The sequence below is a fragment of the Streptomyces bikiniensis genome (genome assembly GCF_000716625.1).
GTDB classification, from domain to species: Bacteria; Actinomycetota; Actinomycetes; order Streptomycetales; family Streptomycetaceae; genus Streptomyces; species Streptomyces bikiniensis.
In genome coordinates this window covers 1-12,655 of record NZ_JNXJ01000003.1, presented here as the reverse complement: position 1 = coordinate 12,655, position 12,655 = coordinate 1, and the positions used below count along the sequence as shown (strand labels likewise).

Below are 12,655 nucleotides of genomic sequence, written 5' to 3'. Positions count from 1 at the left end.
CCAGATCTATGCTCGCCTACCCTGCTGCCCAACTGCGGGATGATCTGATTGATTCTACTGTCTGGCGGGACAGTTGAGCCGCTACGTGGCGCTCACCACCACGCTCCCGCTCGGGTGATTGGAGTAGCCCCGTAGCTCCGTCCGCTGTTGATTGCTCCACGTTCATCGGCCGCACGAGTTACGTGGAACGCAGTGGCGTGGCCAGCAGCACGGCCCTTGATCAATTCAGCTGGGTAAGTGCCTCGGTGGCGAGTCGCTCGAAGACCTGCTGGTCAGCGTCGAAGTCGGAGTCCGCGATCGGCCAGTGGATCACGATCTCGGTGAAGCCGAGCTCCTGGTGGCGGCCGGCGAAGTCGACGAAGGCGTCCACGGACTCCAGCGGTCGGCCCCGGTCCGGGGTGAAGCCGGTCAGCAGGATCTTGTCCAGCTCGGCGACGTCCCGCCCGGACTCGGCGCACGCCTTGCCGAGCTTCTCGACCTGCCCGCGCAGCGCCTCCACCGACTGCTCCGGGGTCCCCTCCTCGTACAGCTTCGGGTCGCCCGTCGTCACCCACGCCTGCCCGTACCGGGCGGCCAGCCGCAGCCCGCGCGGCCCGGTCGCCGCCACGGCGAACGGCAGCCGCGGGCGCTGGACACAGCCTGGGATGTTCCGCGCCTCCTCCGCCGTGTAGAAGTCGCCCTTTTGCGAGACCGCGCCCTCGGTGAGGAGCCGGTCGAGCAGCGGAACGAACTCGCCGAACCGGTCCGCCCGCTCCTTCGGCGTCCACGCCTCCTGGCCCAGCGCGGTGGCGTCGAAGCCGTTGCCGCCGGCCCCGATGCCGAGGGTGACCCGCCCGCCGGAGATGTCGTCGAGCGAGATCAGCTCCTTGGCGAGCGTCACTGGATGCCTGAAATTAGGCGACGTGACGAGGGTCCCCAGGCGCAGGCGGTCCGTGGCCGTGGCGGCGGCGGTAAGGGTGGGCAGGGCGCCGAACCAGGGGCCGTCGCGGAAGGTCCGCCAGGAGAGGTGGTCGTACGTGTACGCGGCGTGGAAGCCGAGTTCCTCGGCGCGCTGCCACTTCGCGCGGCCTCCCTCGTGCCAGCGGTCGACGGGAAGGATCACGGTGCTCAGGCGCAGGCTCATGCCACCGAGCCTACGTCGGACCCAGGGGTGTTCCCATGCGACTCCGGAGCGTGACGCCCTCACACTGCGGCGATCCGGTCTGGTGCGAGGTGGGCGGCACCCACCGGAGCCGTCTCAGTGTGGCGGCCGAGCCCGCCGATCACCCTGGTGCTGGCTCATTGCGCAGCGGTGACCGACCATCCATAGCGGGAGAAGGACGGGCCTTCGTCCTGGTACGCCGCCAGGGCCTGTGTGGAGGTCGGGAACGCGGGGGTGGGCAGGCGGCTCGCGGCGACCCACTCGGCCGTCAGGTGCTTGTCCGGCTCGGTGTTGGTCAGCTCACCGGCCCACGTGTCGGTGGCGAAGACGAACAGGACGAACTGCCCGGCCTGGTCCCAGCCCTGTTCGACGTGGATGACGTGGACGAGGGCGAGATCCGCCGGGTCGACGAGCAGGCCGGTCTCCTCCTTGAGTTCGCGGGCGGCGGCCTCGTCGAGGGCTTCGCCGGGTTCGGCCTTGCCACCGGGGAGGGTCCAGGCCGGCTGCGGGGACCAGTTGCGGGCTCCGTAGAGCACGGCGGCGATCGTGTCGGCGTCCTTGTCGTGGACGATCACGCAGACTGCGTTGCGGCTGTTCATCACGCTGGTGTTGATCACGTGCCCACTCCTCGTCGACGTGCCGGAAGGTGTCGGTGGTCCTGGCGCGCGGCTCGGACTGGCCGAGCCGCTTGGAATGTGGAGGTGCTGCTCAGCGCCCGAGCGTGAGGCCGTCGGCGTTGGTGCGGGAGAAAACCAGGTCGGTCATGTCCTTCGGGGTTTCGTTGCACCGGGCGGGCGGCTGCGGTCGGCGCATGGCTCGGGGGTAGGTGGCCGGGTCGTAGTCGTTGGTGAGCGTGTACGCGTAGAAGCCGTGTTCGCGCAGGGTGTCGATGATGTCGGCGGCGCTCTCGCCCTGCTTGGCCAGGAGTCTGGGGGTGACTTCCACGACGAGTTCCGCATCGTCGCGCAGGTGCGCGAGCGCGGGCAGCAGCCCTCGGATGGCTGCTGCCTCGGCACCTTCGACGTCGATCTTGATGACGCGGGTGGTGGCGAGCTCAGGCCGGCTGATCAGGTCGGCCAGGGGTGCGGTCGGCACGTCGAAGGCCGTGTGTACGTGGCGGGGCCGGACGGCGGTGGTGTGGCCGAGGTTGGCGGGGTCCTCCAGGTAGAGGGTCAGGGTGCCGTGGGTGTCGGAGGCGGCGGAGCGGACGGCCCGGATGTTGGTGCGGTGGTTGGCGGTGGCCGCGGCGGTCAGGTCGTTGTGGAACTGCGGGGAGGGCTCAATGGTGACGACGCGGCCGTGGGGGCCGACGGCGTGGGAGGCCAATAGGCTGAAGGCGCCGCGGTGGGCTCCGACGTCGATGAAGGTGTCCCCAGGGCGGAGCCGGTCGCGCAGGAAGGCGCTCAGGTTCGGCTCCCACTCGCCGAACAGGTACTGGTAGCGCTGGATGACGTCGCTGGTGGTGACGCCGACCTTGTCGCCGGACCGCAGCCGGACGGTGGTGCGGACGGGGTGGGTGCGCAGGTGCTCGTCGAGGAAGCTGCCGACGAGCCGGGCCTTGCCCACGCTGCCGGGGGCGTGGCGGACGTAGGCCCGTAGTGTGCGGGCGAGTGCGGAGGCAGACACGGGCGGCTCCTTCGGGTGACGGTGATGGGGAACGGGGTCCTGGGCTGGCCGGCGGTGGCAGACTGGCCAAGGAACGCTGGTGTTGTTGAGGGGAGTTGGCGGTGGCCGAGCGCACTCCGGTGGTGTTCCTGCTGGTGGGGCTCACCGGTTCGGGGAAGACCACCTATGCCCTGCGGAAGCTGGAGCCCGAGGGTGCTGTGCGGCTGTCGGTGGACGAGGTCGTCTTCGAGCGGCACGGTCGTTACGGCGTCGACTACCCGGAGAACACCTACTTCGAGAAGGAGGCCCCGGTCGTCGCCGAGCTGCACGAGCGGCTTGCCGAGCTGGTCGCCGAGGGCCGGGATGTGGTGTGGGACCACGGGCTGTGGCCGCGTAAGGACCGCGACGCGATGAAGGAGCTGGTGGAGTCGGCCGGCGGGCGGTGGCGGCTGCTGTACTTCCCGGTGGAGCGCGACGAACTGCTGCGCAGGCTGGCGGAGCGCAATGAGCGGGAGGACGCCAACGCGCTCGTCGTGACGCCGGCGGCCCTGGATGACTTCTTCGCCCGCTTCGAGGCGCCTCAGGGCGAGGGCGAGGAGATCGTGGAGCCGGACTGGCTCTGAGCCATCTGCGGGCGCCAGGTGTTGGAGATCTTGGCGGCTTCGGCGGCCCAGCCGTCCGGCAGGCGGTCGAGGGTGACGCGGCGGAAGGCCAGGCGGGGATCGGCGACGTCGATGCGGCCGTTGTGGCGGTCGATGTGCTGCAACAGGCGGGACGCCTCGCTGCGGACGGCCGGGGTGTGCTCGGCCCACTCACCGGAGGTGAACCGGTCGATCCGCCGGCGCAGGTCGTCTAGGACGCCCGAGCGCCACTTGAAGTGGTTCACGCACGCGAGCGTGTCCGGGTCGGGCTTGTGGCCCGGTGCCCGGTGGTTGCCGGATGCCACGGTCACTGAGGAGTGGGCGAGGACGATCTTACGGGGGTCGCCCTTGAGGAGCCGGTGGGTGAGGTGCCCGCCGAGCGGGAAGGCCCGGTCCAGTCCGGTTTCCGGGCGCCACAAGGCCAAGCGGCCGTCGTTCGTGGCGCGGTCGAGCATCAGCCCGCCGATCACCTTGCGCCTGGCGGCCTCGGCCTGGGCGATCATCTCGGCGAGCGGGGCGGGGTAGGTCTGGAACTCGTCGGAGTCGGCGATCAGGTGCCAGCCGGTTCCCGCCTGCTCGCGCAAGGCGTCGCGGAGCTGGGTGTTGGTGTGCTCGTGCCACGGTCCGGTGCTGATCCGGGCAGGGATGATGCCGAGGTCGTGGCTGGCCGCGAGGAGCTGGTGCCGCCAGGCGTCGTGGACGTGGTCGGGGAAGTGGAAGGCGAGGTGGAAGCGTTCGATGCCGAGTCGGCGGTAGTGGGCAGTCCAGGCGGCCAGCAGAGCCGGTTCGACCGGGCCGACCACCGCGACCAGGGCGGGAGAGACGGTCGTCTTCATCGGCATTCCTTGGTCAGGCGGGTGTAGGTGTCGGCGAGGAAGGCAGCCTGCTCGGCCGCCGAGTGCATGTCCAGGACCCCGCGCGCCGAAGGCCCCGGGCGGGCGGGCGCGTCGGCCGTGAGGTGGTCCAGCGTCTTGGCGAGGATGTCCGGATCGCCGGCCGGGAAGAGCCGGACCCACGGCTGCCCGTCGAGGCGGGCGGTCAGCTCGGGGTCGTGCGTGGAGACGATCAGCGGGACGGCGAGGCGGGCGGCGTCCATGACCAGTCCGGATTCCTTGCCCACGCCGGGCTTCCGGGCGACGAGGGCCGTGTCGGCGGCGGCGTAGACGAGCCGCAGGATCTGGTCGCCGACCGGGCCGGGCACGGTGTGAAGGTGGACGTTGGGGAGCTGGTGCCAGCGGGTGAGGACGGCGTCGTCCAGTGGGGTGCCGCACACCAGGACGTGCAGCTGGGTAGTGAGGCGGGCGAGGGCGGCGTCGATGGTGGGGATGTCCTTGTACGGCCACCAGCCGCCGACCACGCACACCGCCTTCGCATCGGCGGGGATGGTGAAGGCGGTGCGGGCACCGTCTCGTTCGGCGTCGGTCAGCGGGCGCCCGTCGTCGACCGCGAACGCTCGCACCTCACCCAGAAGGCGAGGGAAGGCCGGCGCGACCTGATCGCGGACAGCGGTGGTCGGATACAGAGCGATCACCCGTTTCTCGCCCCTGCGGGCAAGTCGGCCCAGCCACCGGACCAGGCGGTCTTCGGTGGTGACCGCCTCGTGGATGAACCGCAGGTGCGGGGTGCCGCCGAGCAGGGCGGCCACGCCGTGCAGGGCCTCGTTCGCGCTGAGGATCACCACTGCCGAGGCCCGCGGGGCGAGGCGGCGTGCGGTGCGAAGGCAGGCGGCCTCGGTCAGGCACCGGGCGAGAAGGGTGACCTGGTGCGGGGACCTGCGGACCGCCAGCGGCCAGCGCCGGGAGGCGAAGACCTGCTGGCCGGCGACGGAGACCCGTGCTGCCGCCCGCGCGACGGCCAGAAGGATCTTCGCCGCGGGCCCGGCCGGACCGACGGCGACCCGGGAACCGGACTGAACCAGCGGGCCCACGTCCTCGCTCAGGCCGCCCGGGGCGATGACGAGGCTGTCCGGCCGCGCGGCGGCGAGCGCCGCCAGCGTGCGCTGGTGATGTCCGCCGGCCCGGTGCGCGTACGGCTCGATCAGCACCAGTGGCCCGGGGGCGGTGCTCATCCGGTCACCGCCTGCTCGCCGTACAGAGTGGTGAAGTGCTGGTACAGCCAGGGCGGGTCATTGAGCGCCTCGAAGCGCTGCGGGTCGCGGGCAGCGGCCTTGGCGAAGCCGAGTCCGTCGCGGGCTCCGGCCGCCGCGTAGGCGGCGAACTCGCCGTCGCGGCCAGCCGTCCAAGCGGCGATACGCTCCTGGGCGGAGGCGTCGGTCATGCCGTACTCGCTGCCGCGCGCGAGCATCGCGCACTCTCGGAAGCCCGCCTTCCACGCGTGGAACGGGCTCTGGTTGAACCGCGTGACCCCGGCGGTCTGGCGGCAGAACTCGACCCGGCCGGGCAGTGCGGCCAGCACGTCGACGGCCTGGCCCATCTCCCGCAGCGCCGAGCGTCGGATCAGCTTGAGCCCGCCGTAGCCGTAGGTCAGGCCGTTGACCGGGTTGACCGCCTGCCAGACCCGCATCGCCACCCCGTCGGCCAGCGGCTGGACTGCGGCGGTGGGGAACTCGGGGTCGATGGCGAAGTCACCGTCGGCGAGGAAGAACTGCTCGGTGTCGACCAGCTCGGCGGTGAGCCGGTACGCGCGCCGCATCCCGCGGACTCCGTGCAGGCGCTTGACGGTGCCGCCCAGCACCCGGGTGAGGCGGGTGTGCAGACGGTCGGCCAGCGGCTCGTCGTAGGAGAGCTGGACCGCGTCGAAGCCGGTCACTTGATCGCCTCCAGGTAACGGGCGGCCACCACGGCGTGCGTGAGGTCGGCGGTGGAGGCGTGCGCGCGTTTGGCGTGCACCAGGTAGAACTTGGCGTCGGTGGCGAGGCGCTCGGTGATCTGGACGGCCTGCTCGTCGGTGTCGAACAGCAGCTCGTTGTCGATGTGCTCGGCGAGCCAGCCGGTGCGCGGGCCGATTACGGGCAGGCCCATCGCCTGGCAGTCGATCACCGACATGGACCAGGGGCAGCCGGGGCGGAAGGGGGCGATGCCGAAGTGGGCGCCAGACAGAAGGTTGCGGTAGCGGACGCGGTCGCCGCGGTCGGAGGCGATCGTGACGCCATCCGTGGTCGCCAGCTCCTCCAGGTGCCGTTCGGGGCTGGGGTCGAGGCGAATGCGCTCGGAACTTCGGATGCCGAACAGGTCCATCACCGTGAGCCGCACCGGGGCGTCGGCGACGAGGCGGCGGGCGAGCTGGGTGAAGCGGGCGGTGCCGTAGTGCCTGTACAGGCGGTGGTTGTAGATGCCGGTGGCCCTGCCTCCGGGCGGGGTGATGCCAGCCGGGTCGCGCACCAGCCGTACGTCCCTGGGGGCGGGCACGATGTGCAGCTTGTCGCCGAGGTCGACGCCGGTGCGGGCGGCAGCCGCGGTGGTCCAGGAGGCGGCGGTGGAGGAGTGGACCAGGATGCGGTCGCAGGCCGCGAGGCCGGCGGCGAAGGCCAGCAGCACGCTGCGGCCCAGGCCCCGGTCGTTCATCGCCGGGTCCAGCTCCAGGACGCCGGTGTCGGTGAAGGAGAACGGCAGGTAGTGGCAGTAGCCGGTGATCAGCGCGTCCACCCCGGCTTCCAGGAGCGCGGCCCGGATCGCGGGGGCGGCCTCGATCTGGTTGGCCACCACCACCTCGGGCCGCCGGTCGCGGATCAGGGTGACCAGGGCGTCCATGCCGGGGTCGAAGCGGGCCCGGTACTTGGTGGACGGCGAGGTGATGGGCGCGAAGTGCACGCGGGTGTCGCCGACCGGGACCGGCGAGGCCACGGTCACCTCGGCCCCGGCGTCGGTCAGGGCCGGGGCGAGCATGTCGGCGAAGGTGTAGCCGGAGTCGGCGGACAGCTGACTGGAGTTGGAGACGTTGAGCAGATACAGCACGCGCATCGCTGGGGACCCTCCTCGTTTGGGCCCGGGGGTCGACCTGGGCCGGTGAAGGAAGGAAACTGGCGGACGGGACCGTGACAGAATGGTGAATCGAGATCACTGACGGTTCATTCATCTCATCCGACGGCCAGGGCGGGGGCTTTGATGGACGCGCGGGACGACGCCTTGACGGTCGAGCAGGCCGCCGAGGCGTTCGCGGCGGAGGTCGCCTACTGGCGCGAGGTGCGGGGCCTTGCCAAGCGGGAGTTAGCCAGACGGATGGGCTTCGATCCGTCCTACGTGAGCCACGTCGAGTCGGGCCGGCACAAGCCGACCGAGGACTTCGCCCGCCGTGCGGAGGAGGCCCTGAACGCGGGTAAGGCCATCTGGAAGCGCTGGCTGGACTACGAGACGGCCAAGGCTCCTGTGGCACCGACGGCGGTCGTACCCGCACCCCGCAGGGCCGAGCAGCCGTACGCGACCGGCTCGGCGATCGTCGTCGAGCATGACGCGGCCCGCCTCGACTACGACGGGCACCTCTACCGGCTCACGATGCGCCGGCTGCTGCGGAACACCGGCAGTGAGCCGATCACCCGCTACCTGATCCGCATCAGCGTCGACCGCTACCCGGGCGAGCCGGAACGGTCCAACGCCCACTACCGCGAACACCCGCTGACCTGGGACGAGCTCGCTCTGACGGCGACCTGTCGTGGTGAGGCGATGCGCTGGCAGGCGAAGCACGACCGCGACGCCTTCAAGGAGGTGTGGCTGCTGTTCGAGAACGAGCAGGGCCGCTTCCCTCTGTACCCGGGCGAGTCGGTGTGGATCGAGTACGCCTACTCCGTGGGCGAGGAGAAGTGGGGCCGCTGGTTCCAACGCGCCGTCCGCCTGCCCACCGAGCACCTGGCGGTCGAACTCGCCTTCCCCGCCGAACTCGACCCCGCGGTGTGGGGCACCGAGACCTCCATGACCGCTGAGGCAGCACCGCTGCGAACGGCCCCGGTCCAGCGCGAGGAGAACGGGATGCGGGTCTTCTCCTGGAGCACGTCCACACCCGCACTCCATGCCCGGTACCGTCTGGAATGGCGGTTCCGGGCGCGACCCGAACGTGAAGCAAAACAAGGAGAGTTCAGGTGATCCAGGTGCGGCCCAGCGAGCAGATGCGTGGCCTCGGCGTTGTGCAGAACGGAGCCCCCGTCCTCGCCGAGCCTGCCCGCGCCTTCGCCCTGCCGGCCGAGCGCGAGGCAGCCGAGCAGGTCGTCGAGCAGCTGTTCTCCGCGATGGAGCGGATCGGGCAGGTTCACCCGTTCGCCAAGGGCATGGGCATCGCGGCCCCGCAGATCGCGATCGGCCGGGCCGCCGCCGTGGTCCAGCCCCCCGGCCCCGGCGCCCCGGCGATCGTCCTGCTGAACCCCCGAATCGCCGACCGCTCCAGCGACGAGGACGAGCAGTACGAGGGCTGCCTGTCGTTCTTCGACGTCCGCGGCCTGGTCCCCCGGCCACTACGGATCACCGTGGAGACCACCACGCTGGAGGGCCAGCTGGTGACCACCACCTACGAACGCGGGCTCGCCCGGCTGGTCCACCACGAGATCGACCACCTCGATGGCCTGCTCTACACCGCGCGGATGCGGACGGGCGTCGCTCCCATCCCCGTCGAGGAGTACCGCCAGACCGGCCGGGCGTGGGCCTACGAGCAATAACGGCCGACGTGGCTTCCGGGCCCGCAGCCTGGGCGAGGCTGCCGCCACCGCCGTGGTGGCTGATCGTCCTCGGGGTCAGCCTTCTGAGCACGGCCTCGAGACGCGTCCGCTGACTCAGACCAAGGCGGTCAAGCGCTGGGCGGGGTAGCGGGCCTCGATTGCGAGGCCCCGCACGTTGGGTACGCGGGCGGGCAGCACTTGAACGCTGGTTCGGCAGGCTTCGCCGACTGCGTCGACGCGGAACCAGCACGGGTCACGGCGCGCAGAGGCTTCAGAAGCCATTGTCGTGCCGATCAGGGTGAGCATCGGCTCGAATGCGGCTGCACGGCCGAGTGATCCTTCCTCAGGTCGTGCATGACCAGCATGGACCCCCTGCGGTTCGACGCGGCAGAGTGGGCGTCCGGCGAATATTGAGCTCTTGCTCATCACCCGGAGGGATTAGGCCCTTCCCACTGGCGGTGCTCACCGGTCTTCCAGCTGCCCGGCGACGGGCTGCCGGCAGCGTGGTGCGCACGCCTCCGCTGCAGAACTTCATCCGCTTTGGCTGCCTGCAGGGCGGACTCGATCACGAATAGGCGTCCAAAGTGGTAGTCGTCGGTGGTGAGGGCTTTGTGCCCCTCCTCGACGACGAACGTGGTGTGCCCATCCAAGTAGTGCTGGATGGCGGGTGTCACCACTTCGAACTGGGCATAGCGGCTGTAGTCGATGCCCAGTGCCGTCACCTGCATCGCCCGCCGAATGCCCTTGGTCGCGGCGGTCAGACTCGCAAGTTGCTTGGACATGTCTTTGAGGCTCTGCCTGAATCTGGGCAGGTCAGGGAGCTTGCTGGCGCCTCGGTCGTTGAACATGTGCATGCTTTGGTCGCTGTAGTCGCGTACCGTGTCGCCGAATCGGAACGGTGGTTGGTAGGCCCATTGGCGGGCCTCGGTGTAGTGGTCGATGAGCTCGTCGAACGCAATGGCAAGTCCTGCCATCGCCTGTGGCAGATCTCCCCGGTCCAGGCTGGTCTGCGCGTATTGGAGGAAGTTCACTGTTTGTTGGCGGGCGACCAGATCGATCATGTCGATGCGATCGAAGTCTCCGCCGAAGACCATGGGCGTCGCATCGGTGAAAAACGTCAGCACGTCCGCGCGGACCTGTGCGATGTCCATCGTCGACGGCATCGCACCGGTGTGCTTGAGGTTGACCCGGAGCTTGTTCATCCGCTCCATAGCCTTCTTGCTTGGCAGTTGAGTGCTCGGAGGCAGTCCGGGTGTGAGCTTGTCCCAGTACTGAGAGAAGTTGATCTGAGTGGGGAGGTTGACCTGCAGATGCTCGCCCGCGAGGACAAGGAAGAGTTCGACCGCATCATGGAAGGACAGCACCGAGGTCGCCGCGAGAGGTTGGGGCTGCTGGGTCTGGGTCACGCCCTGCGCATAGAGGAATCGGATGAATGCGAGCCGCTGGACAGTCTGGGGGGTCAGCGGGTTCGTCGGCGTGGCCATTCGGACTCCGGAGGGCGTGGAAGAAGCACGCCGGTGCTAACGGGACCGCATCGGCTGCGCCTGAGAGCCTCGTCATGCTTGGCGTGTGGGAGCGTCGGGTTCAGGTTAGCCAATCCTCGATTGCCCGCTTTCGCCCGACTGGTACATACTCCTCCACTTGGTGCAGGCACGCGACCGTTTATCGACAACTGCTCCACGGCCCTCCACCAGGCCGACCTCTTGATGCCCGCGCTGCTGATCACGCGGGTACCCCGAACGCCCTCTGGCGTCCCGGTAGGTCACCCCTTCAGGCCGCCCTGGCGACGACAGACGGGGGTGATACCCCTTACGCACTCAGTACGCAGCTTGCGCAGCAAGCCCCTGATCGCCAGTTCGAGTGCGGTGAATTGGTCGCGTGATCTCCGGCTCCGCCATGCGTGCCAGCTCGGCACGCGCCCGCGAGGAGGCCGAGGCGCCGATCGTCATCCTTGGGCACTCATCGCCCACCCCGTGACCTTCAAGACCGCCGAATCCTGGTGGGGCGGTGCCATTGATCGGCGGGGGCCGCGGGTGCCGTGGTGGGCTGAGGGTTGCGGGCCTGGTGTCCGCTGGGCGCGGGCGCCATGGTGGAGCGGCGGCGGGCGGCTTCGGCGCGGGGGTTGGGTGCGGGGTTGCGGCTGGTGTGTTGGATGCGGGTGATCAGGACGCGGGCGGGTTGGCGGGCGGTGGTGAGTTCGCGCTTAGCGGCTGCTTCCTTGAGGAGCTGGTGGAGTTTGTGGCCGCTGGCTTCGGCGTCGGCGAGGACGGTAGCGAGGGCCGGCCAGGCGGGGTCGGTGAGGATGCGGTCGGCGTGGTCGGGGACGGCGGCCCGGACGTCGTGGGCCAGGGTCCGGCGGACCTGATCGTTCGGCCGGTGGGTGGCGAGGCTGTCGACGACGGGCGTGAGGGCTCGGTCGGCGGCGGTCTGGAGGTGGTGGAGGATCTGGCGGGCGGCTTCGGCCTGGTGGGCGTGGTTCTTCGCCTCGTGCCAGCGGGCGGCGACGATCGTTGCCCAGACGAGGGCAGCGAGCAGGGTCGCCAGGGCGCTGCCGTCGGGGCCGGTGGCGGTGTGGGCGATGTCCCGGACGGCCTTGCGCAGGGTGGTGGCGGCCTGGTTCTCGGCTCGGATCTGGGAGCGCTGAGCGCGGGCGAATGCCCGTGAGGCTGCTCGTAGTTCGGGGTGGAGGTGGTTGGGGGCTTTCTGGGCGGTGGCTTCGATGAGGTCACCGAGCGCGGTGATATGGGCCTGGGCATGGGTGTCGTCGGCCATCCCCTGGTGGAGGGTGTCGAGGGCGTCGATGGCCTGATGCCAGGGGGTGGCAGGCTGGTCACGGCGGGCGGTGGGGTGTTCCTCCGGCGCGGTGGTCTCCAGGCGGGCCTTGAGCTTGGGGAGGGTGAGGTCGGGGGCGATCTTTCCGCCGGGGTGGAAGATCTGTTCGCCGTCCGTGTTGAGGTCGCCGGGGCGGCCGGCGGCGTAGCCGAGGAGGTCGCCGGACGGTCCGCGGCGGGGTTTGACCGCGATGCCCATGGCTTCTAGGTAGGCGAGGAGTTCCTCGGTGTTGCTGGCGTGGGGGATGGCGGCGCGGATGCGGTCCTGGAGCCAGTCGCGGCTGGTCTGCTCCCAGCCGAGGCGCTGGGCCTTGTGTATCTCGGCCTGGGTGGGTCGGCGTCCGGCGGTGCGGTCGCCCTTCTTCAGTTGGCGCAGGCCGTAGTCGGTTTCGATCTGGCGGCAGGCGTCGCCGACGCGGATGCCGCTGTCGTGGAGCCTGGGGCGGCGGCCGTCTTCGCGGACGGTGGTGGCGAGGATGTGGATGTGGTCGTCCGCGTGGCGTACGGCGATCCACCGGCAGCCCAGGTCGTCCCCGGCCGGGGCGATGCCGGCGGCTTCGACGATCCGCTGGGCGATGTCGGCCCACTCCGTGTCGGAGAGGCGGCGGTCTTCGGGGGCGGTGCGGACGGGGCAGTGCCAGACGTGGTCGGTGACCTTCTTGCCGAACTCGCTGTTCCGAAGATGGACGGGCTCGTCGAGGTGGCGGGCGAGCTGGGTGAGGGTGGCGTCCGGGTTGCGGCCGGGGTCGGGCATGCCGAGCATGGCGAAGCCGGCGACGATGTGCGGGTCGGTGTGCTCGTCGTGGCGGCCGGGGCCGTAGAGGTAGGCGAGCAG

General features: G+C 70.2%; 12 protein-coding genes. 3 read left to right on the top strand and 9 right to left on the bottom strand.

Features of this window, described 5'->3' with window-relative positions; translation table 11 throughout:
* Window positions 1–220: 220 nt before the first annotated feature.
* The 3 genes from OO47_RS02395 to OO47_RS02385 all read right to left on the bottom strand — a co-directional run bounded on the left by OO47_RS02395 (window position 221) and on the right by OO47_RS02385 (window position 2,767).
* The gene (locus OO47_RS02395) at window positions 221–1,123 is read right to left on the bottom strand and encodes an LLM class flavin-dependent oxidoreductase (protein ID WP_030209254.1); all 903 of its coding nucleotides are present in this window, start codon (window positions 1,121–1,123) and stop codon (window positions 221–223) included.
* Window positions 1,124–1,278: 155 nt separating this feature from the next.
* Window positions 1,279–1,758: an NUDIX domain-containing protein gene (locus OO47_RS02390; RefSeq protein WP_051715592.1), complete on the bottom strand. Its 480-nt coding sequence runs from the start codon at window positions 1,756–1,758 to the stop codon at window positions 1,279–1,281.
* A gap of 91 nt (window positions 1,759–1,849) precedes the next feature.
* Window positions 1,850–2,767 (bottom strand): FkbM family methyltransferase, encoded by a 918-nt coding sequence (locus OO47_RS02385; RefSeq protein WP_030209249.1) that lies wholly within the window; start codon window positions 2,765–2,767, stop codon window positions 1,850–1,852.
* Between the two features lie 101 nt (window positions 2,768–2,868).
* Here OO47_RS02385 and OO47_RS02380 point away from each other — a divergent pair, with 101 nt between their 5' ends.
* Entirely contained in the window at window positions 2,869–3,369 is a 501-nt protein-coding gene (locus OO47_RS02380) for an AAA family ATPase (protein WP_199812262.1), read from the top strand.
* Here OO47_RS02380 and OO47_RS02375 read toward each other — a convergent pair.
* Genes OO47_RS02375 through OO47_RS02360 form a run of 4 tightly spaced genes read right to left on the bottom strand, consistent with a single transcriptional unit; the run spans window position 3,327 to window position 7,307 of the window.
* On the bottom strand, window positions 3,327–4,223 hold the full coding sequence (locus OO47_RS02375; RefSeq protein WP_234323055.1) for a glycosyltransferase family 2 protein: 897 nt from the start codon (window positions 4,221–4,223) through the stop codon (window positions 3,327–3,329). The two genes, OO47_RS02380 and OO47_RS02375, sit on opposite strands and share 43 nt — an antisense overlap.
* On the bottom strand, window positions 4,220–5,455 hold the full coding sequence (locus tag OO47_RS02370) for a glycosyltransferase family protein (RefSeq protein ID WP_030209241.1): 1,236 nt from the start codon (window positions 5,453–5,455) through the stop codon (window positions 4,220–4,222). The genes OO47_RS02375 and OO47_RS02370 overlap by 4 nt, the downstream gene beginning before the upstream one ends.
* The gene (locus OO47_RS02365; protein ID WP_030209238.1) at window positions 5,452–6,156 is read right to left on the bottom strand and encodes a hypothetical protein; all 705 of its coding nucleotides are present in this window, start codon (window positions 6,154–6,156) and stop codon (window positions 5,452–5,454) included. Before OO47_RS02365 ends, OO47_RS02370 begins: the two co-directional genes overlap by 4 nt.
* Entirely contained in the window at window positions 6,153–7,307 is a 1,155-nt protein-coding gene (locus tag OO47_RS02360; protein ID WP_030209236.1) for a glycosyltransferase family protein, read from the bottom strand. Before OO47_RS02360 ends, OO47_RS02365 begins: the two co-directional genes overlap by 4 nt.
* Window positions 7,308–7,451: 144 nt before the next feature.
* Between OO47_RS02360 and OO47_RS37170 the strand changes: the two genes are divergently transcribed.
* On the top strand, window positions 7,452–8,423 hold the full coding sequence (locus OO47_RS37170) for a helix-turn-helix domain-containing protein (protein ID WP_033207825.1): 972 nt from the start codon (window positions 7,452–7,454) through the stop codon (window positions 8,421–8,423).
* Window positions 8,420–8,989 carry a peptide deformylase gene (locus tag OO47_RS37165; RefSeq protein ID WP_199812261.1) on the top strand — a complete coding sequence of 190 codons (570 nt, stop codon included), beginning with the start codon at window positions 8,420–8,422 and terminating at the stop codon, window positions 8,987–8,989. The genes OO47_RS37170 and OO47_RS37165 overlap by 4 nt, the downstream gene beginning before the upstream one ends.
* A 425-nt stretch (window positions 8,990–9,414) precedes the next feature.
* Here OO47_RS37165 and OO47_RS02340 read toward each other — a convergent pair whose 3' ends face one another.
* Together OO47_RS02340 and OO47_RS02335 are read right to left on the bottom strand one after the other, a co-directional pair.
* Window positions 9,415–10,473: a hypothetical protein gene (locus tag OO47_RS02340; RefSeq protein WP_030209230.1), complete on the bottom strand. Its 1,059-nt coding sequence runs from the start codon at window positions 10,471–10,473 to the stop codon at window positions 9,415–9,417.
* Between the two features lie 496 nt (window positions 10,474–10,969).
* The coding region (locus tag OO47_RS02335) for a relaxase/mobilization nuclease domain-containing protein (protein WP_033207822.1) at window positions 10,970–12,655 on the bottom strand (1,686 nt) is incomplete at its 5' end.

Coding starts and splice junctions, on each gene's coding strand:
- OO47_RS02395 (WP_030209254.1), bottom strand. CDS start 1,123: ATGAGCCTGCGCCTGAGCACCGTGATCCTTCCCGTCGACCGCTGGCAC.
- OO47_RS02375 (WP_234323055.1), bottom strand. CDS start 4,223: ATGAAGACGACCGTCTCTCCCGCCCTGGTCGCGGTGGTCGGCCCGGTC.
- OO47_RS02370 (WP_030209241.1), bottom strand. CDS start 5,455: ATGAGCACCGCCCCCGGGCCACTGGTGCTGATCGAGCCGTACGCGCAC.
- OO47_RS02360 (WP_030209236.1), bottom strand. CDS start 7,307: ATGCGCGTGCTGTATCTGCTCAACGTCTCCAACTCCAGTCAGCTGTCC.
- OO47_RS37170 (WP_033207825.1), top strand. CDS start 7,452: ATGGACGCGCGGGACGACGCCTTGACGGTCGAGCAGGCCGCCGAGGCG.
- OO47_RS02340 (WP_030209230.1), bottom strand. CDS start 10,473: ATGGCCACGCCGACGAACCCGCTGACCCCCCAGACTGTCCAGCGGCTC.